Source organism: Micromonospora sp. NPDC048871 (genome assembly GCF_043198155.1).
In the GTDB taxonomy this organism is placed as follows: domain Bacteria; phylum Actinomycetota; class Actinomycetes; order Mycobacteriales; family Micromonosporaceae; genus Micromonospora.
Window position 1 is genome coordinate 1 of record NZ_JBICUM010000021.1, and the last position, 18,846, is coordinate 18,846.

Here is an 18,846-nt window from a genome sequence, read left to right on the forward strand (position 1 = left end):
GTGGAGTACTCGGGGTCGGTGATCTGCTCGACCGTGCCCCAGCCGCTGGAGGGGCGCTGCTGGAACAGGCCCTGGGAGTCGTGGTCGTTGCGGTCGCCGAGGTGGCCCAGGTTCTCCAGCTTGGATTCCTGCAGGGCGGTGGCGATGGAGACGACGGCGGCGCGTTCGTCCATGCCGTTCTTCTTGGTGGCGGCGATGATCGCCTTGGTGTTGGCGATCTGCTCGTCGTTCAGGTCGATGCGGGACTGGGCGCCCTGCACACCGTGGGGGATCAGCTTGCCGGCGTCGGGCTTGTCGGCCTTCGGCTTGTCGGCCTGCACGGCGGCCACCGGGTTCGACTTCACCGCAGTGGCGTCCGTGTGCCCGGCAACGGGACCGGCGAACACACCACCGGCCAGGGCCACACCGGCAATACCGAGCACGCTGTTACGGAAGATCGAGTTCATGATGAAGCTCCATTCGGGGGTTGGCGCACCCGCCGAGGGGGATCGGCACGGGGTACGCAAGCACCGTCCGGCGCTCAAAGAAGAGTGGGGGAAGTCCGCGACGTACCGGGGGAGCGGCTGCGCGTCGTCGGAAGCAACTACAACCGGTGACCGGGGGCGGTGATTCCCGGGGGCGGATCACACCTGACCATTGGCGGTCACGGCGCCCTGCTCGGTCAGCCACCCGATACAACGCCATCCGGCGGAGCCACATTCCGGCCCGCACCCGCCCGGCTCAAGCCCGGCGCCTTCCTCGGTCGTCCAGGCGAGTACAACGCCCCGCAGGCCGCCAGCGTTCCTTGGTAAACCCGGCGAACGGGTCGGCTCCACGACGCAAGTCCGTCCGTGGGACGCAAGTCCGTTCGTGGCCGCTGGGCCATCTTCTCGGCCACCGGCTCCCCGATCCAACCAGGTGGGCTGCTTGGAAGGTGATCGACTCCGTTGCGCCGTTATGGCGGTTTCCGGCTCGCGTGGGTCCCGCCGTTTCGCCGTAACGGCGAGGACGCCCCGCCCACACCGCGCGCACCCGGACGCGCGAGCGGCCGGAGACAGAAGACTGTCTCCGGCCGCCTGAAGGAGGGTGAGCTAATGCTTGAGCATGTTGTCCAGCAGCAGGGCGCAGCGGATCACCCCGAGGTGGCTGTACGCCTGCGGGTGGTTGCCCAGGCCGCGTTCGGCCAGCGGGTCGTACTGCTCGGGCAGCAGACCGGTCGGGCCGGCGGTGTCGATCATCTGGCGGAACAGCTCCTCGGCATCGGTACGCCGACCGGTGCGCAGGTACGCCTCGATCAGCCACGCCGTGCAGATGTGGAAGCCGCCTTCCCGACCGGGCAGTCCGTCGTCCCAGTGGTAGCGGTAGACGACCGGTCCGCTACGCAGATCCGCCTCGATCTTCAGCACGGTGGACAGGAATCGTGGGTCGTCTCCGGGCAGCAGACCGGACAGGCCGATCCACAGCGAGGAGGCGTCCATGTCCTCGTCGCCGTACGCGACGCTGTACGCCTCGGCGTGCTCGTGCCAGCCGTACTCCAGCACGTTGGCGCCGATCCGGTCGCGCAGTTCCACCCACTCGGGGCGGTCCTCGCCGCCGTGCTGACGGACCACGTGCAACGCCCGGTCGACCGTCATCCAGCACATCACCTTGGAGAAGATGTGGTGCCGGGGTGGCAGGCGGGCCTCCCAGATGCCGTGGTCGGGCTCGTGCCAGCGGCGGCGTACGGCCTCGACCATGTTCTCCAGCACCCGCCACTCCTCGGCGCGCACCGAGCCGCGTACGTCGGCGGTGGCCGCGATCAGGTCGGCGATCGGGCCGAAGACGTCCAGCTGGAGCTGGTGGTTGGCGAGGTTGCCGACCCGGACCGGGCGGGAGCCGGCGTAGCCGGGCAGGGTGTCGATGACCGCCTCGGCACCCAGCTCGTAACCGTCCACCGTGTAGAGGGGGTGCAGCCGCTCGGGGTGCCCGCCGGTGCGTTCCACACAGCCGTCGACCCAGCGCAGGAACGCCTCGGCCTCGGCGATGGAACCCAGGTCGACCAGGGCACGGGCGGTCATCGCGGCGTCGCGCAGCCAGCAGTAGCGGTAGTCCCAGTTGCGGACCCCGCCCAGTTCCTCCGGCAGGGAGGTGGTGGCGGCGGCCAGGATCGAGCCGGTGGCCTCGTGGCAGAGGCCGCGCAGGGTCAACGCGCTGCGGGCGACCAGGTCCCGGGCGGTGGTGGGCAGCCGCAGCGAGGCCACCCACTCCTTCCAGGGTCGTTCCGCCGCCGCCTGCCGCTCATGGATGGACAGCCGGTGGTGTTCCAGGCTGTGGGTACCGAAGCGCAGCTCCAGCACCACCTGCCCGCCGAGGGCGGACAGGTCCACCACCGCCTTGGCGCTCTCGTAGCCGCCGTCGTTGCCGACCTCCCACTGCACCCCGGGGGAGTAGAGGGCGATCGGCTCGTTGGAGCCGAGCACCAGCAGGCCGTCGTCGAGCGGCTGGAGCTGGACGGCGACCTGCGCGAACTCCGGTCGGGGGGCGAACTCCACCCGGACCCGCCCGGTGCCGGTGAGCACCCGGATCAGGGTGGAGTCACCGGAGATGATCGCCGGCCCGTCCGGGGTGGTCCTCGGGTCGGGCTTGTCCAGCCAGTCGGTGACGGTCAGCCCCGACCAGCGGGTCTCCACCGTCATGGTGCCGGAGCGGTAGCGCTGACCCAGGGGGATGCCGCCGCGTTCCGGGGCGACGCTGAAGTGCCCGGCCGGGCTACCCCCGACCAGGTCGGCGAAGATGGCCGCCGAGTCGGGCTTGGGGTTGCACAGCCAGGTCACCTTCGCGTCGGGGGTGAGCAGTGCGACCGTACGCCCGTTGGCCAGCATCGAGTGCCGCTCGATCGGCACCGCGCGCTCGCCGAACAGCCAGTGCCGGCGGGTCTCCAGCAGCAGCCCGAGTACCCGGGCGGCCTCGATCGGCTCGGCCACCCGGTAGCCGGCCTTGGTCTCGCCGGGGCCGATCTTGATGCCGACGTCCGGGCCGCTCAGGTTGCCGAAGGCGTTCTCGTCGGTGACGTCGTCACCGATGAAGAGCACCGCGCTGGCCGACAGTTGGGTGCGCAACTGGTCGACCGCGGTGCCCTTGTGGGTGGCCACCACGGACAGCTCGATGACTTCCTTGCCCTGGGTGACGGTGACGTCCGGCCAGGTGGCGGGACCACTGCGGACCGCCTCGATGGCGGCGGCGGCGATCTGGGGTTCGACCCCCCGGGTGTGTACGGCGACACTGGCCGGCTTGCGCTCCAGCCGTACCCCCGGGTGGGCCGCGGCGATCTCGCGCAGTGCGTTGCGCAGTCGGGTCCGCACCTCGATCAGCTCGGGGGAGAGCCGCTCGACGAAGCCGATGTCGAACTCGGAGCCGTGGCTGCCGACCAGGTGGACCTCGCTGGGCAGCCGGGAGAGCGCGGCCAGGTCACGGAGCGCCCGGCCGGAGACCACCGCGACGGTGGTCTGCGGCAGCGCGGCCAGGGCGCGTACCGCGGCGACCGCCTCCGGCAGGGGTACGGCCTTGCTGGGGTCCTCGACGATCGGGGCCAGGGTCCCGTCGTAGTCGCAGGCGATCAGCAGTTGGGGGACTCGGGCGATCCGCCCGATGGCGGAGATCATCTCCCGGTCCAGGGTGCCCGCCGTGGGCACGATGATCTCGTTGGAGGGGGCGCTCACGCCGCCTCCATGTCGGGTACACCGAGTTCGGTGAGGAAAGACTTAGCCCAGTGCCCCACGTCATGGGTGCGCAAGTGGCGTTGCATAGTCCGCATACGGCGACGAGCCTCCGGCTTCTCCACATGCACGGCCCGGAGCAGGGCGTCCTTGACAGCGTCCGGGTCGTGCGGGTTGCACAGGAACGCCTGACGCAGCTCGGTGGCCGCGCCGGCGAACTCACTGAGTACGAGTGCGCCCCCGTGGTCCGCCCTTGATGCGACGTACTCCTTGGCCACCAGGTTCATACCGTCTCGCAGCGGGGTAACCATCATCACGTCGGCGGCGGCGTACATCGCAGCAAGTTCGGTCCGACTGTACGACTGATGCAGATAATGCACGGCAGGCACACCGACCCGGCCGAATTCGCCATTAATCCGACCGACCTCGCGCTCAACCTTGACGCGAAGTGCCTGGTAGTGCTCGACGCGCTCGCGGCTCGGTGTGGCTACCTGCACCATAACAGCGTCTGGGACTGTCAACTTTCCGTCAGCCAACAACTCGCGGAAGGCCTTGAGTCGCAACTCGATGCCCTTGGTGTAGTCGAGGCGGTCCACCCCCAGGATGATGGTGCGCGGGTTGCCCAACTCCTCGCGGATCTCCTTGGCCCGGGCCTGGATGGCCGGGTCCGCGGCCAGTCGCTCCATCTCCTTGGTGTCGATCGAGATGGGGAAGGCCCCGGCCTTCACCTGGCGCCCGTCCACCTGGATCATCTGCCCCTCGTAGCGCAGACCTAGCAGGTGACGCGCGAGCCGGACGAAGTTCTGGGCGGCCAGCCGCTGCTGGAACCCGACCAGGTCGGCGCCGAGCAGCCCGCGCAGGATCTCGGCGCGGAACGGCATCTGCATGAACAGCTCGATCGGCGGGAAGGGGATGTGCAGGAAGAAGCCGATCCGCAGGTCGGGGCGCAGCTCCCGGAGCATGGCGGGCACCAGTTGGAGCTGGTAGTCCTGCACCCACACGGTGGCCCCCTCGGCCGCCACCTCCGCCGCAGCCTCCGCGAACCGGGCGTTGACCAGCCGGTACGCCTCACGCCAGCGACGCTTGTAGGCCGGTGTCTCGACGGCGTCGTGGTACAGGGGCCAGATCGTGGCGTTGGACTGGCCCTCGTAGTAGCGCTCAAGTTCCTCGGCACTCAACGGCACCGGGTGCAGCCGGATGCCCTCCAGGTCGAACGGCTCGGGGGCGGCGCCGGTGCCACCGGCCCACCCGACCCAGGTGCCCTGATGCTCGGCGAGGACGGGGTGCAGGGCGGTGACCAGCCCGCCAGGGCTGCGTCGCCACTGCCGTCCCTCGGGTGTGCTCACCTCGTCGACCGGTAGGCGGTTCGCCACAACGACAAAGGAGCTACGGACGGTCACGATCGGCCACCTCCGGGTTGCTGACGGGTCCACCGCGATGAGCGTACTGAGCGTATCTGCGGCGTCTGGTGCTCAGTGCCGGAGTGAGGTACCCGTCCCAGCCCGGCCGAACCTTGTACGTGATCATGTTGACAGGTCACCGTGACGACCTCTGCTCAGGCGGGCGGGGCGATGTGGGCGGGGCCCGGCGGACCTGTCAGGATTGACGATGGCGTGTGCGCGGCCGACTCCCGCTCAAGGTGGGGGGCCACGGCGCGTTCCGCGCCCCGCACGTTGGCGCGTGTCACGCACATCAGCGATCAAGTACCGACGGAGGTAGCCCGCACCGTGGCCCAGTTCATCTACGTCCTGGATAAGGCGCGCAAGGCGCACGGCGACAAGGTCGTGCTCGACAACGTGACGCTGAACTTCCTGCCGGGGGCCAAGATCGGTGTGGTCGGCCCGAACGGTGCCGGTAAGTCCAGCCTTCTCAAGATCATGGCCGGTTGGGACCAGCCGAGCAACGGTGAGGCCCGGCTGATGCCCGGCTACACCGTCGGCATGTTGGCCCAGGAGCCGCCCCTCAACGAGGCCAAGACCGTCCTCGGCAATGTCGAGGAGGCGGTTGCGGAGACCAAGGCCAAGCTGGAGCGGTTCAACGCCATCGCCGAGCAGATGGCCACGGACTACTCCGACGAGCTGATGGAGGAGATGGGCCGGCTCCAGGAGGAGTTGGACAACGCCGACGCCTGGGACATCGACTCCAAGCTCGAACTGGCCATGGACGCGCTGCGCTGCCCGCCGCCGGACGCCGAGGTGACCCAGCTCTCCGGTGGCGAGCGCCGCCGGGTGGCGCTGTGCAAGCTGCTGCTGGAGGCGCCGGACCTGCTGCTGCTCGACGAGCCCACCAACCACCTGGACGCGGAGAGCGTGCAGTGGCTGGAGCAGCACCTGGCCAAGTACCCCGGCACCGTGCTGGCGATCACCCACGACCGGTACTTCCTGGACAACGTGGCCGGCTGGATCCTGGAGCTGGACCGGGGCCGGGCCATCGGCTACGAGGGCAACTACTCCACCTACCTGGAGAAGAAGGCCGCCCGGCTCTCCGTCGAGGGGCGCCGCGACGCCAAGATGAAGAAGCGCCTCTCCGAGGAGTTGGAGTGGGTCCGCTCCAACGCCAAGGCCCGGCAGACCAAGTCCAAGGCCCGTCTGGACCGGTACGACGAGATGGCCGCCGAGGCGGAGAAGACCCGCAAGCTGGACTTCGAGGAGATCCAGATCCCGCCGGGCCCGCGCCTGGGCAACACCGTCATCGAGGCGCAGAACCTGACCAAGGCCTTCGGCGACCGGGTGCTGATCGACAACCTGTCGTTCTCGCTGCCGCGTAACGGCATCGTCGGCATCATCGGCCCGAACGGCGTCGGTAAGACCACCCTGTTCAAGACCATCGTCGGGTTGGAGCAGCCGACCAGCGGCTCGGTCCGGGTCGGCGAGACGGTCTCGCTGTCCTACGTCGACCAGAACCGGCAGGGCCTGGACGGCGACAAGACCGTCTGGGAGGTCGTCTCCGACGGGCTGGACTACCTCATGGTGGGCAAGGTCGAGATGCCCTCCCGGGCCTACATCGCGGCCTTCGGGTTCAAGGGGCCCGATCAGCAGAAGCCGACCAAGGTGCTCTCCGGCGGCGAGCGGAACCGGCTCAACCTGGCGCTCACCCTCAAGATCGGCGGGAACGTGATCCTGCTCGACGAGCCGACCAACGACCTGGACGTGGAGACCCTGTCCAGCCTGGAGAACGCCCTGTTGGAGTTCCCCGGCTGTGCCGTGGTGATCTCCCACGACCGGATGTTCCTGGACCGGGTGGCCACCCACATCCTGGCCTGGGAGGGCGACGAGGAGAACCCGGCCAAGTGGTTCTGGTTCGAGGGCAACTTCGAGGCGTACGAGAAGAACAAGGTCGACCGACTCGGCGCGGAGGCGGCCCGACCGCACCGGGTGACCTACCGCAAGCTGACCCGCGACTGACCGGCGAGCGACCGTCTTGGCTGATCGGTTCATCTATCACTGCACCCTGCGCTGGTCCGACCTGGACGCGTACGGCCATGTCAACAACGCCCGGTTCCTGACCCTCTACGAGGAGGCCCGGGTGGCGTTGATGTTCGTCGGCGCCCGGGCGCGGGGGATCGACTCGTTCGCCGACGGGGTGGTCATCCGTCGGCACGAGGTCGACTACCTGCGCCCGGTCGACTACTCCCTGGCTCGGGCCAGCGCGGAGGCGGCCCCCACGGTACGCATCGAGATGTGGGTGGAACGCGTCCGCGCCGCCTCCTTCATCCTCGGCTACGAGATGTACGACGGAGAACTGCTGGTCAGCCAGGCGCGCTCGGTGCTGGTGCCGTTCGACCTGGTCCGGCAGGTGCCCCGGCGACTCACCGAGCAGGAACGCGCCCTCCTGCTCGAATACGCCCCGGACGAGGTGGCATGAGCGAGGGCGGCGCGGCACCGGAGTCCGGTGCCGCGCAGACCCGGCACGGGATCGAGGGGGTCGCCGACGCCGGGGCCTTCCTGGCTCGCCTGGTCCGCCTGGAGCCGGCCGCCCTGGTGCGGCTGCGTCCGGCCGGTACGCCGGGGCGTACGGCCCTGTGGGCTCGGCTGCCCTGGGGGGTGCTGGCCGTGCGGACGGTCTCCGGCCCCGGTGCCGGGGACGTCACCGTGGCCGCCGGGCAGTTGCTGGCCGAGTTGGCGGCCGGCCGGACCGGGCTGCCCACCTCGCGTGACTCCCAGTGGCGCTGGGCGCTGCCGCCGGCGGCCAGCCGACCGGTGGAGGTCCTGCCGGGCGGTGAGTTGCGCCGGCTGGCCGAGGCCGCCGCCGGCACCCTGCGTACGGCCACGACCCACGGCGTCGGAGGTCGGGCGGTGGGGCAGCGGACCCTGCGCGACGCTCTGCTGGATCATGTCGCCGTAGTGGTGACGCCGGACGACGCGCCTGACCGTCCGGTGGAGGTCACTCAGCGACTGGTGCAGGGGTTGATCCGGATGGGATTCCTGGGGTCCGCCCACGATTCGTCGAGCACTGACGATGTTCGGGTACGCGTGGCTGGCCGTTGGGTCGCCCTGGTGGGACCGTATGGAGCCGTCTGGTCGCAGAAGGCTATGGATCTTGCCCTGCAACCGCTCTCTGCTCCTCCGAAAGTATGATCACCCCTCAACCTTCTGGTTTGGGGCGGGCGTTGGGGGGATGCTTCGGTTCGACTGTCCGGGTACCGTCCATCCTCGGATCCAACCCACCGTATGCAACTGGATCCGCTGGGGAGTGAGGTGCGCGAGCGATGCCGTGGTGGTCATGGCGCCCCGGTCCCGCCAGTGGCGGCGACCCGGAAACTCGAAGCAGGGTCACAGTGGAGGAGGCCGTCAGAGTCGGGCCGCCGACGCCCCGTAAACCCGAGGATGACTGCCCGGCCGGGGAGCATCCCTTGATCGCCGACATGTCAGCTACTGTCGAACCGGTCACCCTGGGCCGCATCTGCGACGCCCTGGACCTGCTCGACGTGCGCTATCTCGCTGACGGGGACGGCAACCTGCTGGCCATGTGGGAGCGCCATGCGGTGCTGGTCGCCCTGGAAGGCCCCGAGGACGAGATCCTGGTGCTCCGGGCCCGCCCGCACGCGACCGTGCCGCCGGACTGGGCCGACCGGGCCTACCGGGTGGTCAACGAGTGGAACCACACCCGACGCTTCTGCAAGGCGTACGTCGGCGACGCCACCGAGCGGGGGCAGTTGCCGATCTACGCCGAGTTGCAGGTGCCACTCGCCGCCGGCGCCCACGACGCGCTGCTGGTCGAGTTGCTCGACTGCGGCGCCGCCGTCGCCACGAGTTTCGTCGACTGGCTGCACGACGAGGGTGCCCTGCTCTGACGAGGTCGCCCGGCCGTGACGGGGCCGCCCGGCCCTGACCTCGGCCGAGCACGGCACCCCGGTCGAGCTGCGGCCGGGGGCGTCGCTGCGGGGCCGCCGCCTAGCCGGCCGGGTCCTCCATGGCGTTGACCATGAAGTAGGCCGCCCGCTCCAGGTAGTTCCAGAGCTCCGTGGCGGTCGCCAGCGGCAGGTCGAGGCTGTCGACCGCCTGGCGCATGTGCCGCAGCCAGGCGTCCCGTTCGGCTGCGCCGATCCGGAAGGGCGCGTGCCGCATCCGCAGCCGGGGGTGGCCGCGTTGGGCGGAGTAGGTGTTCGGGCCGCCCCAGTACTGCATGAGGAACAGCCGCATCCGGTCGGCGGCCGGCTCCAGGTCCTCCGGGTACATCGGGCGGAGTAAGGGGTCGCCGGCGATGCCGGCGTAGAACTCATCGACCAGCTTGCGGAACGTGGGCTCGCCGCCGACGGCTTCGTACAGCGTCACCGCCTCGCCGCGGGGCTCGGACTCACCTGCGGGATTCACCCTTCCATCCTGCCAGGCATCGTCCGCCGGTGACCGGGCCGGGAGGCGCCGAGGGGGTGGTTCAGCTCACCGCGTGCCGGGGTCGACCCGGCCCGACACTGCCCGGATCCGGGTCCTCCGGCGGGGTGGCCGCCCCGGCAGGGGTCCGCTGAGCTGCCTCGACGGTGGCCGCCACGGTCTGCGCGTCGGGCCAGCTGCGGGCGACCAGGGCCATCAGCACCACCCCGGCGGCACTCCACAGACCGACCACGATCGGAATCGGGTAGTGCTCGGCCAGCAGACCGGTCGCCAGGACCGCGGCGCCCTGGATCACCTGGACCCCGGTGGCCATCACCCCGAAGGCCCGCGCCCGGTAGCCGTGCGGCAGGGCCTGGACGAAGAGGCTGTTCGCCACCGGCAGGATGCCGGCCACCGCGAACCCGCAGGCGGCGGCGAGCAGCGCCACCACCGCCGGTGGCGGGTCCAGCAGGGCGGGCACCAGCACCAGGGGGGCGATGACCGCCAGTGGACGCAGCAGCGCGATCCGCCGGGCCGGCGCCACCGCCCGGCCCATCAACAGCCCACCCAGGATGAACCCGACCGGGCTGGACGCCATGATCAGAGCCTGCGCCACACCGGCGTGCATCCCGCCGTCGGCGCGTTCGTTGGCCCAGGCGGCAGCCAACCCCTCGGGCACGATGGAGCAGAGCATGGCGCCGAAGACGAGGATCGCGATCGCCCGCAGCACCGGGGTACGGAACACCAGCTGGAACCCGTCGGCGGTCTCCCGGAGCAGGTGCCGCCGGTGGGTGCTGGGCATCGCCGGTGCCCGGTCGCGGACCCCGAAGCGGACCAGGGCCGCCGAGATGGCGAAGGCGGTGGCGTTCATCACCAGCGCGGCGGTGGTGTTGACGGTAGCCACCGCGGCACCGAGCAGGTAGCCGACCACCTGGGCGGCCTGCCCGACACTGGCATTGACCGAGATTCCGACGACGAGTCGGTCGCCCGGCAGGATCAGGGGCATCAACGCCGACCGGGCCGCCTGGCTCGGAGGATTCGCCAGGGTGGTGGCGAACAGCAGGGCCAGGATCAGCGGCACCGGAATCCCCGGGATGGCGATGAGCAGCATCAAGGCCATCCGGATGAGGTCACAGACCACCATGATCTGGCGGTAACGGTGCCGCTCGGCGATCGTGGCCAGCAGCGGCCCGCCGATCAGCCAGGGCAGGTAGCTGACCGCGAAGGCGGCGGCGGAGAGCGCTACGGAGTCGGTCTCCCGGTAGACGAGCAGGGTGACCGCCGCCTTGGCGACATAGTCGCCGATCCAGGTCAGCGTGCTGGCCAGGAAGACGGCGCGGTACTCCCCCTGGGCGAAGACCTCACGGAAAGTGGCCGGACCTTCCGGAGGAGGCCGCTCGTCCGACACCATCGCCTCCATCGGCCGGTGGCAGGCCACTCATGATGGCCGCCCCGAGGCCATCGTCAGATCTACGAATCAGCGAGGACGTGACCACGCTCGGGGAGCGCGTGCACCGGATTCTGCCCGATCGTCTGACAACTGGCTAGGGCGAACGGTTGGATCGTCGCATCTCTGACTGAACGAACGGACGATACCCGAGGGGCTGCTCGGCCGCGACCCCCTCGCCGTTTGCTCAGGTAGCCCCGCCCTGACCAGTCTCGTTGTCGTCCCGCAGGTACCCGGGCAGGGCCCGTACCGCAGCGATCCGGGCGGTGATCCCGGAATTTTCCAGAGCCTCCGCGAGCCGGCGGCGCAACTCCCGGCCCACGGCGCCCTGCCCGTCGGCGGTGGTCTTGACCACCGTGCGGATCACCGTGCCGTCCACCGTCACCTGCTCCACGCCGAGCACCTCGGGCGGTTCGACGATCGAGGCCGCCAACTCCGGGTCCACCGCGACGGAGGCGGCGGCGGTACGCAGCACCGCGGTGGCCTCCTCGGTGCCAGCGAAACCGATCGGCAGGTCGATCACCACCAGGGCCCAGCCCTGACTCTTGTTGCCCACCCGGACGATCTCCCCGTTGCGGATGTACCAGAGCACCCCCCGCCCGTCCCGGACGGTGGTGACCCGCAGGCCGACCGCCTCGACCACCCCGGTGGCCTCGCCCAGGTCGACGTTGTCGCCGACCCCGTACTGGTCCTCGATCAGCATGAACAGACCGGCGATCAGATCCTTGACCAGGCTCTGTGCGCCGAAGCCCAGGGCCACCCCGGCGATGCCGGCGCTGGCCAGCAGCGGCGCCAGGTCGAAGCTGAACTCCTTGAGCACCATCAGTACGGCGATGCCGAAGATGAACGCCGTACTCAGGCTGCGCAGCACGGAGCCGATCGCCTCGGCCCGCTGCCGACGCCGCTCAGGGACGAACTCGCCGGGCTCGGTGGCGGCGCTGGGGATGCGCTCACGCAGCGGCCGGAGCATGGTCGGTACGCCCGCATCGGTGGTGGTGCGGACCAGTCGCCGGATCGTGCGGTGCACCAGCCAGCGGGTGGCGATCGCCAGCAACAGGATCAGGAGGATCCGCAGGGGCTTGACCAGGATCCAGTAGCTGCCCTCGGCGAACCACACGGAGTCAAAGTTGGTCCACACCCACTTGCAGACGATCTCGTTCAGGCACTCCGGACTGGGGGTCTCCTCCGCGGCCGGGGTGGAGGGGCCGGGGGAGGGGCTGAGCATGCTGACGGTCACCCTGATTTCGTACCGCAACCTCCCGGCGGGCCGGTGACCGACCCACCGCCGGGTGACCCCGGGCCCCGCCGACACCGAATCCCGGGCGAAAGCTCTGCGGGCTACCCAGGATTAGGGCGTGCATTCGCCGGTCCGATCAGGGACGATTGGCGCAACGGACGTCGGTGATTCGGCCGGCGTCGACATGGTGTATGGCTGTGTCCTGCACCGGTCGGCGGTGGCGAGTTGATAGCCGCTTGACCGGGAGGGTGACGCGATGCCTGACATACGACCCACGGTGGGCTCCGGCGCGCTGGTTCTCAACGCCACCTATGAGCCGCTGTGTGTCGTGTCGGTGCGTCGCGCCGCGATCCTCGTGCTCTCCGCCAAGGCGGTCTGTGTAGCCGACGGTGAGGGCATCCTGCACAGCGCCCGCAGCGCGTTACCGGTGCCCTCGGTGGTCCGGCTGACCCGGTTCGTCCGGGTTCCCTACCGTACCCATGTTGGTCTGTCCCGTCGGGCGATCTTCGCCCGGGACGGCTGGCGTTGCGCCTACTGCCGAGGGCCGGCCGAGACCATCGACCATGTCTTCCCGCGTAGCCGGGGCGGCCCACACGCCTGGGAGAACGTGGTCGCCGCCTGCGCCAGGTGCAACCACACCAAGGGCGACAAGACCCCCGCCGAGTTGGGCTGGCGACTGCACTCCCTGCCCACCGCACCCAAGGGCATCGCCTGGCGAGTACTCGGTCACCGAGCCCCCGACCCCCGCTGGGCCGACTGGCTAGACCTCCGCGAACCCGAAGCCGCCTAACCCCCCCCGGCTACCGCCTCAGCTTTCTCACCCCGCCGGCTACCGCCCGGGCCGCCGTCCCCGGCCAGCCACCGCCCCTGCCACCTCACCCCCGCTGGCTACCGCGGCCCCACCAGACGCACCCGCCACCGGACCGCGAAGCCGGTCGCCCGAGGGTTTGCGGGGGAGCCCGACCCGCGCAGGGATCAAGCCTGACCGCCCGGAGCGGGTCGGGCTCCCCCGCAAACCCCACAACCGCAACAGCATCACCGAGCCTCCACCAACGAAGCGAAGACGATCACATTGTCCGCGTACCCAGTCGAACCCCCGACCCAGCGCCCCCCACAGGTGATCAGCCGAAGCTGCGGCCGGCTGAAGTCGCCGAAGACCTCGTCGGCCGGCAGGGCCTCCTTGTCGTACCGGCCGACCCGGTCGACCTCGAAGACCGCGACCTTGCCGTCCGTGCGGGCCACCTCGACCTGGTCACCGGCCCGCAGTTGCCGCAGGTCCTGGAAGACCGCCGGCCCGGTGTTGGTGTCGACATGCCCGACGATGACGGCCGGGCCGTACTGGCCCGGTGAGGGGCCCTGGTCGTACCAGCCGGCCTCCTGGGCGCGTTCCGCGGTCGGTGCGGCGATGCTGCCGTCCGGAGCCACCCCGACTTCGTGCACCGGCGCGGCCAGGTCGATTTTGTTGATCTCGATGCCGACCGGTCGGCTCGCCGGCAGCAGCGGGAACTTCTTGGGCGGTGGTGCCAGCCCGGCGATGAAGCGGTCCGGTAGCAGGCTGAGCCCGGTCAGTCGCTCGACCCCGAGCATCGTGACGATCAACAGCATCAGGCTGGCGATCAGGACCACGGGCAGTCCGGGGCCGCTGCGGAACCCGTTCCGGGTCGCCGCCGACCAGGCCCGACGGGCCCGTGGTGGCACCGGGGCGGTCGAGGGGTCCGGTGTGGTGACACTGGCCGTACCCATCTGCGCGGTGACCCGGCCGAGCCGGCCGGCCACGGCCACCGCCCTCCGCCAGACTCGGGTGCTCCGGCGGGTGGCGGTCGGCCGTGGGGCCGGACGCGGCTCGGGCACCGGTACGCGGTGGCCGATCATGGCGTCCGCCCTGGGTCAGGAACCGGTCCGGCGTCGGTTGCTGACCAGCCCGAAGACCACCGCTGCGGCTACCACCGCCACGCCGCCGAGCAGCAGGGTCGAGCCGGTGCCCGGTCCGGCGGTGCCACCACCTCCGGTGGCCGGGCCCTTGGTGGGTTGTTGCATGTTCAGCACGGTCAGGTTGGTGCTGGCGTTCTGGCCGTTGCCGCACCGCAGGTTCACCGGATAGTCCCCGGCGGCCTTGTTGCCCGGCACGGTGACCTCACCGGTCAGGAAGCCGTTGTCCGGTCGAAGGAAGACCCGGTTGAAGGCCTCCGACTCGACCTCGGCCTGCCGGTTGTTGGCGTTGTCGCAACTGGCCCGCAGGTGCACCCGGGAACCGGCCTGCACACTGTTCGGGGTCACCTCGATGAAGGTGTTCTCACCTGCTCGGGCCGGTGCGGCACCGAACAGGACGAACGCCCCGATCAGTGCGAACGCCCCGAGAAGTCGGACGATGGTCGAGGGTGCGTGCAGCACGCCTCCGTACGCTCGCAGACCCCGCATGATCCTCCCTCCCGGCACCGGCGCACCGGTCCTGCTGGGCTGACCCGCGGTGCTTTCCCCCTGCTCCGCCCACTAACCCGGCAGGGGTGTCAAGCGGGGGTCCGTCCTCTGCCGGCGGGGTTGGCGGAAGGTCCTTCCTTGCATCGGGTCAGGGGCTGCCAGTTGAGGGGGGAGGAGAGCACCATGGTGCTCGACGGCTGGCCGTACGGGGCCAGTCGGTCGATGACCCCCTCGAACTCCCCGATCGAACCGGCCGCGACCTTCAGCACGCTGCAGGCGTCCCCGGTGATCCGGTGGATCTCCAGGATCTCCGGCCAGGTGGCGACCTCGGGGTCGTGCAGGATGCACCGGGTCCCGTAGCAGGACATCCGGATCAACGCGACCACCGTCCGCCCGGCCCGGGTCAGGTCTACATGCGCGTGATAGCCGGTGATCACCCCGTTCTCCTCCAGCCGGCGTACCCGCTCCGCCACCGCAGGTGGGGACAGGTGCACCCGGCGGGAGAGTTCGCTGAAGGACAACCGTGCGTCGGCCTGTAGTTCACGCAGCAGGGCCCAGTCCATCTCGTCCACGCACTCACCTTACGTCTGACAAGTCAAATACTGCCATCGCCTCACGTTCGGCAGGTCCTCCGGGCGTACCGCCGTTGAAGAGGCATTCCATCCGGGGGTGAGGCCGAGAGATCATGTCTGGAATCGCCAGCCAGGAAGGAGTGGACGGATGGAGCAGACCGAGCTGCGCCCGGGAACCCGGACGGCGGTGCGTCCGGTGACGGGCAGGCAGCGGGCGGCCCGTGCCGCCCGCAACGGCGGCGAGCCGACCCTGGAGTTCGCCGAGCGGGTGCCGTACGACGCCTATGTGCAGGCCAGCACCCTGCACAAACTGCAACAGCCGCTGAGTGACGACCCCGGCGAGATGTCCTTCCTGATGGTCAGCCAGATCATGGAGCTGTACTTCGGGTTGACCTGCCACGAGCTGCGGGAGACCTCCCGACTGCTGCGCGAGGATCGGGTCTGGGAGGCCCTGGCCCCGCTGCGCCGGGCCGCCCTGCACCTGGAGGCCCTCAACGCCGCCTGGCACGGGCTGCGGTGGATGACCCCGGCCGACTTCAACCGCTTCCGCAACCTGCTCGGCGAGGGCTCCGGCTTCCAGTCGGCCATGTATCGGCACCTGGAGTTCCTGCTGGGGCTGCGGGACACCACCCTGATCCGGCCCTTCCGCCGGCAGACCGAGGTGTACGCCGAACTCAACGCGACCCTGGCCGCCCCCAGTGTCTGGGACGAGGTGGTCGCCCTGCTGGCCCGGCAGGGACACGAGATCCCCGCCGAGCTGCTGGAGCGGGAGGTCCGCGAGGAGCACCAGCCGCACGCCGCGGTGGAGGCGGCCTGGGTCCGCATCTACGCCGACAACGGCCCGGACAACCACCTGCGGATGCTCGGCGAGGCGCTGACCGAGGTTGCCGAGCAGTTCGGTGACTGGCGGCACCACCACGTCAAGGCGGTGCAGCGGACCATGGGCGCCAAGGTCGGCAGTGGTGGTTCGGCGGGGCTGGCCTGGCTGCAACGCAGCATGGCCCGGGTGGTCTTCCCCGAGCTGTGGTCGGCTCGGACGGCGATGTGAGGCGAGGATGAACCAGAACGAGACCATGAGTGCCGGTGAGGCCGAGGCGCTGCGCCTGGACGCCGCCGAGCCGGGCCACCGGCACCTGTTCCATGTGCCCCCGGCCGACGGCGGGCGCTACCCGGAGACCGCCTACCTGGCGGGCAACTCCCTGGGCCTGCAACCCAAGGCCACCCGTACGGAGCTGCTGGCCGACCTGGAGTCCTGGAGCCGGCTGGGGGTCGAGGGCCACCTGGAGGCGGAACGCCCCTGGCTGCCGTACCACGAGTTGCTGACCGCCCCGGCGGCCCGCCTGGTCGGCGCCCGGCCCAGCGAGACCGTGGTGATGAACTCCCTGACGGTCAACCTGCACCTGCTGATGGTCAGCTTCTACCGGCCCTCCGGGGAGCGGACCCGGATCGTCATCGAGGACACCGCCTTCCCCTCGGACAGCTACGCGGTGCGCAGCCAGGCCCGGTTCCACGGGCTGGACCCGGACACCACAGTGGTCCGGCTGACCCCCCGTCCCGGTGAGGAGAACCTGCGTACCGAGGACGTGACCGCCTTCCTGGCGGCGGAGGGCCACACGGTGGCGCTGGTGCTGCTCGGCGGGGTCAACTACCTCACCGGCGAGCTGATGGACATCCCCACCATCACCGCCGCCGCCCGGGCCGCCGGTGCGGTCGTCGGTTGGGACCTGGCGCACGCGGCCGGCAACGTGCCGCTGTCGCTGCACGACTGGGAGGTCGACTTCGCGGCCTGGTGCTCGTACAAGTACCTGAACTCCGGTCCCGGGGCCCTGGGCGGGGTGTTCGTGCACGAGCGGCACCACGGAGATCCCGCCCTGCACCGGTTCGAGGGCTGGTGGAGCACGGCGGCGCAGACCCGGTTCGAGATGACCCCGGTGAGTCGGCCCCCGGCCACGGTCGAGGCCTGGCAGATCTCCAACCCCCCGATCTTCGCGATGGGCCCGGTCCGTACCTCCCTGGAGTTGTTCGACTCGGTCGGGATGCCGGCGCTGCGCGAGCGGAGCCTGCGGCTCACCGGCTACCTGGAGCGGCTGCTCGACGAGGTGGTCGCCGACCGGCCGTTGACCGTGGTCACCCCCCGCGACCCCGGCCGGCGCGGCTGCCAGCTGTCGGTACGCATCGGCGAAGGCACCGCGAACGAACTGACCAAGCGGCTGCGGTACGAGCACGGGGTGATCGCGGACGCCCGGCAGCCGGACATCGTCCGGTTCGCCCCGGTGCCGCTCTACTCGACGTACCACGACTGCTGGCGAGTCGCCGAGGCCCTGGCCGCGACGGTGGAGGTGAACGCGTGAACACCCGGCACGACGAGATCGCGGTGGTGGGGGCCGGACTGGCCGGCTGCCTGCTGGCCTGCTACCTGGCTCGGCGGGGTCACGCGGTTGCCCTGTACGAGCGGCGACCGGACCCGCGGGTCGGGACCCCGGAGCGGGGCCGCTCGATCAACCTGGCTCTCTCCGAGCGGGGCCTGGACGCGCTGCGCCGCATCGGCCTGGACGAGCAGGTGATGGCCGACGCCCTGCCGATGCGGGGCCGGATGGTGCACCCGGTGGTCGGTGAGCCGGACTTCCAGCCGTACAGCGCCGAGGGCGATCGGGCGATCAACTCGATCAGCCGGGGGGCGTTGAACAACGCCCTGCTGGACGCCGCCGCCAAGCTGCCGCAGGTGCGGATCGCCTTCGACCACCGGCTGGTCGGGCTGGACCCGGACACCGCCCAGATGACCTTCGAAACCCCGCAGGGCACGGTCACCGCGAACGCCCGGGTCGTGCTCGGCGCCGACGGCGCCGGTTCGGCCGTACGCGGACAGCTGCTGGAACACGGCCTGCTCACCGAGAGCGTCGACTTCCTCGACTACGGCTACAAGGAACTCACCATCCCTGCGGTGGGTGGGGACTTCGCCCTGGACCCGGGTGCCCTGCACATCTGGCCGCGCGGCACCTCGATGATGATCGCCCTGCCGAACCCGGACCGCTCCTTCACCTGCACCCTGTTCTGGCCCAATCACGGCACCGCCAGCTTCTCCTCGTTGGGCAGCAAGGCGGCGATCGAGCGGTACTTCGCCCAGCACTACCCGGACCTGCCGCCGCTGGCCCCGAACCTGGTCGACGACTACCAGCACAACCCGGTAGGGGTGCTCGGCACGGTGCGGTGCGACCCGTGGCAGTTCAACGGGCGGGTGGGTCTGCTCGGCGACGCCGCGCACGCCATCGTGCCCTTCTACGGCCAGGGGGCGAACTGCGCCTTCGAGGACGTGGTCGAGTTGGACAACTGCCTCGACGAGTGCGGCGACGACTGGGCGGCGGCCCTGCCGCTGTACCAGCAGCGTCGGCAGGACAACGCCGAGGCGATCGCCCAGATGGCGCTGGCCAACTTCGTGGAGATGCGCGACAAGGTCGCCTCCCCGGTGTTCCAGACCCGGAAGAAGGTGGAGCACGCCCTGGAGCGGGCCTTGCCGGGCCGTTACGTCTCCCAGTACGAACTGGTCTCCTTCACCACCGTCCCGTACGCCCAGGTGCGTCGCCGGGTCCGCCGGCAGTACCAGGTGCTCGGTGCGGTCGCCGCCGGTGCGGCCGCGGTGCTGGCCGGTGCGGTGCTGGCTCTCGGTCGCCGGAGGCGAGGATGACCCTGT

17 protein-coding genes are annotated in these 18,846 nt (G+C 70.4%); 8 read left to right on the forward strand and 9 right to left on the reverse strand.

Annotated features, from left to right (window positions below):
- The 3 genes from ACGFIK_RS26830 to ACGFIK_RS26840 all read right to left on the reverse strand — a co-directional run.
- Nucleotides 1–446: hypothetical protein (locus tag ACGFIK_RS26830; RefSeq protein ID WP_393341995.1), on the reverse strand; the 446-nt coding region annotated here is incomplete at its 3' end.
- Nucleotides 447–1,070: 624 nt separating this feature from the next.
- Nucleotides 1,071–3,620 carry a trehalose-phosphatase gene (otsB, locus tag ACGFIK_RS26835; RefSeq protein WP_393342058.1) on the reverse strand — a complete coding sequence of 850 codons (2,550 nt, stop codon included), beginning with the start codon at nucleotides 3,618–3,620 and terminating at the stop codon, nucleotides 1,071–1,073.
- A gap of 53 nt (nucleotides 3,621–3,673) precedes the next feature.
- Nucleotides 3,674–5,074, reverse strand: coding sequence for a trehalose-6-phosphate synthase (locus ACGFIK_RS26840; RefSeq protein WP_327024445.1), 1,401 nt, complete (start codon nucleotides 5,072–5,074; stop codon nucleotides 3,674–3,676).
- A 327-nt stretch (nucleotides 5,075–5,401) separates the two neighbouring features.
- Between ACGFIK_RS26840 and ettA the strand changes: the two genes are divergently transcribed.
- The 4 genes from ettA (at nucleotide 5,402) to ACGFIK_RS26860 (ending at nucleotide 8,967) form a co-directional block, all read left to right on the forward strand.
- The gene (gene ettA / locus ACGFIK_RS26845; protein WP_327024446.1) at nucleotides 5,402–7,078 is read left to right on the forward strand and encodes an energy-dependent translational throttle protein EttA; all 1,677 of its coding nucleotides are present in this window, start codon (nucleotides 5,402–5,404) and stop codon (nucleotides 7,076–7,078) included.
- 16 nt (nucleotides 7,079–7,094) lie between these two features.
- Entirely contained in the window at nucleotides 7,095–7,538 is a 444-nt protein-coding gene (locus ACGFIK_RS26850) for a thioesterase family protein (protein WP_327024447.1), read from the forward strand.
- Nucleotides 7,535–8,251 carry a hypothetical protein gene (locus tag ACGFIK_RS26855; RefSeq protein WP_327024448.1) on the forward strand — a complete coding sequence of 239 codons (717 nt, stop codon included), beginning with the start codon at nucleotides 7,535–7,537 and terminating at the stop codon, nucleotides 8,249–8,251. Before ACGFIK_RS26850 ends, ACGFIK_RS26855 begins: the two co-directional genes overlap by 4 nt.
- Nucleotides 8,252–8,382: 131 nt before the next feature.
- Nucleotides 8,383–8,967 (forward strand): YbjN domain-containing protein, encoded by a 585-nt coding sequence (locus ACGFIK_RS26860; RefSeq protein WP_327024449.1) that lies wholly within the window; start codon nucleotides 8,383–8,385, stop codon nucleotides 8,965–8,967.
- Between the two features lie 100 nt (nucleotides 8,968–9,067).
- Here ACGFIK_RS26860 and ACGFIK_RS26865 read toward each other — a convergent pair whose 3' ends face one another.
- The 3 genes from ACGFIK_RS26865 to ACGFIK_RS26875 form a co-directional block, all read right to left on the reverse strand.
- The gene (locus ACGFIK_RS26865) at nucleotides 9,068–9,487 is read right to left on the reverse strand and encodes a globin (RefSeq protein ID WP_327024450.1); all 420 of its coding nucleotides are present in this window, start codon (nucleotides 9,485–9,487) and stop codon (nucleotides 9,068–9,070) included.
- A 61-nt stretch (nucleotides 9,488–9,548) separates the two neighbouring features.
- Nucleotides 9,549–10,895: an MFS transporter gene (locus tag ACGFIK_RS26870; RefSeq protein ID WP_327027466.1), complete on the reverse strand. Its 1,347-nt coding sequence runs from the start codon at nucleotides 10,893–10,895 to the stop codon at nucleotides 9,549–9,551.
- Nucleotides 10,896–11,118: 223 nt separating this feature from the next.
- On the reverse strand, nucleotides 11,119–12,168 hold the full coding sequence (locus ACGFIK_RS26875) for a mechanosensitive ion channel family protein (protein ID WP_393341999.1): 1,050 nt from the start codon (nucleotides 12,166–12,168) through the stop codon (nucleotides 11,119–11,121).
- A gap of 256 nt (nucleotides 12,169–12,424) precedes the next feature.
- Here ACGFIK_RS26875 and ACGFIK_RS26880 point away from each other — a divergent pair, with 256 nt between their 5' ends.
- Nucleotides 12,425–12,958 (forward strand): HNH endonuclease, encoded by a 534-nt coding sequence (locus tag ACGFIK_RS26880; RefSeq protein ID WP_327024451.1) that lies wholly within the window; start codon nucleotides 12,425–12,427, stop codon nucleotides 12,956–12,958.
- A gap of 245 nt (nucleotides 12,959–13,203) precedes the next feature.
- Here the strand turns inward: ACGFIK_RS26880 and ACGFIK_RS26885 are convergent, their stop codons facing one another.
- The 3 genes from ACGFIK_RS26885 to ACGFIK_RS26895 all read right to left on the reverse strand — a co-directional run bounded on the left by ACGFIK_RS26885 (nucleotide 13,204) and on the right by ACGFIK_RS26895 (nucleotide 15,158).
- Nucleotides 13,204–14,040: a class F sortase gene (locus ACGFIK_RS26885; RefSeq protein ID WP_393342001.1), complete on the reverse strand. Its 837-nt coding sequence runs from the start codon at nucleotides 14,038–14,040 to the stop codon at nucleotides 13,204–13,206.
- Between the two features lie 15 nt (nucleotides 14,041–14,055).
- The gene (locus ACGFIK_RS26890; protein WP_327024453.1) at nucleotides 14,056–14,586 is read right to left on the reverse strand and encodes a hypothetical protein; all 531 of its coding nucleotides are present in this window, start codon (nucleotides 14,584–14,586) and stop codon (nucleotides 14,056–14,058) included.
- Nucleotides 14,587–14,675: 89 nt separating this feature from the next.
- Complete coding sequence (locus ACGFIK_RS26895) at nucleotides 14,676–15,158, reverse strand: Lrp/AsnC family transcriptional regulator (RefSeq protein ID WP_357532328.1); 483 nt, start codon at nucleotides 15,156–15,158, stop codon at nucleotides 14,676–14,678.
- Between the two features lie 148 nt (nucleotides 15,159–15,306).
- Here ACGFIK_RS26895 and ACGFIK_RS26900 point away from each other — a divergent pair, with 148 nt between their 5' ends.
- Genes ACGFIK_RS26900 through ACGFIK_RS26910 form a run of 3 tightly spaced genes read left to right on the forward strand, consistent with a single transcriptional unit; the run spans nucleotide 15,307 to nucleotide 18,840 of the window.
- The gene (locus ACGFIK_RS26900) at nucleotides 15,307–16,206 is read left to right on the forward strand and encodes a tryptophan 2,3-dioxygenase family protein (protein ID WP_357532327.1); all 900 of its coding nucleotides are present in this window, start codon (nucleotides 15,307–15,309) and stop codon (nucleotides 16,204–16,206) included.
- Nucleotides 16,207–16,231: 25 nt separating this feature from the next.
- Nucleotides 16,232–17,509, forward strand: coding sequence for a kynureninase (kynU, locus tag ACGFIK_RS26905; RefSeq protein ID WP_393342060.1), 1,278 nt, complete (start codon nucleotides 16,232–16,234; stop codon nucleotides 17,507–17,509).
- Entirely contained in the window at nucleotides 17,506–18,840 is a 1,335-nt protein-coding gene (locus tag ACGFIK_RS26910) for an FAD-dependent oxidoreductase (RefSeq protein ID WP_393342004.1), read from the forward strand. Before kynU ends, ACGFIK_RS26910 begins: the two co-directional genes overlap by 4 nt.
- The last annotated feature ends 6 nt before the right edge of the window (nucleotides 18,841–18,846 follow it).

Bases quoted from the DNA above. Each gene is read 5' to 3' on its own strand.
- otsB (WP_393342058.1), bottom strand. From the start codon at position 3,620: ATGATCTCCGCCATCGGGCGGATCGCCCGAGTCCCCCAACTGCTGATC.
- ACGFIK_RS26855 (WP_327024448.1), top strand. From the start codon at position 7,535: ATGAGCGAGGGCGGCGCGGCACCGGAGTCCGGTGCCGCGCAGACCCGG.
- ACGFIK_RS26860 (WP_327024449.1), top strand. From the start codon at position 8,383: ATGCCGTGGTGGTCATGGCGCCCCGGTCCCGCCAGTGGCGGCGACCCG.
- ACGFIK_RS26870 (WP_327027466.1), bottom strand. From the start codon at position 10,895: ATGGTGTCGGACGAGCGGCCTCCTCCGGAAGGTCCGGCCACTTTCCGT.
- ACGFIK_RS26880 (WP_327024451.1), top strand. From the start codon at position 12,425: ATGCCTGACATACGACCCACGGTGGGCTCCGGCGCGCTGGTTCTCAAC.
- ACGFIK_RS26885 (WP_393342001.1), bottom strand. From the start codon at position 14,040: ATGATCGGCCACCGCGTACCGGTGCCCGAGCCGCGTCCGGCCCCACGG.
- ACGFIK_RS26890 (WP_327024453.1), bottom strand. From the start codon at position 14,586: ATGCGGGGTCTGCGAGCGTACGGAGGCGTGCTGCACGCACCCTCGACC.
- ACGFIK_RS26900 (WP_357532327.1), top strand. From the start codon at position 15,307: ATGGAGCAGACCGAGCTGCGCCCGGGAACCCGGACGGCGGTGCGTCCG.
- kynU (WP_393342060.1), top strand. From the start codon at position 16,232: ATGAGTGCCGGTGAGGCCGAGGCGCTGCGCCTGGACGCCGCCGAGCCG.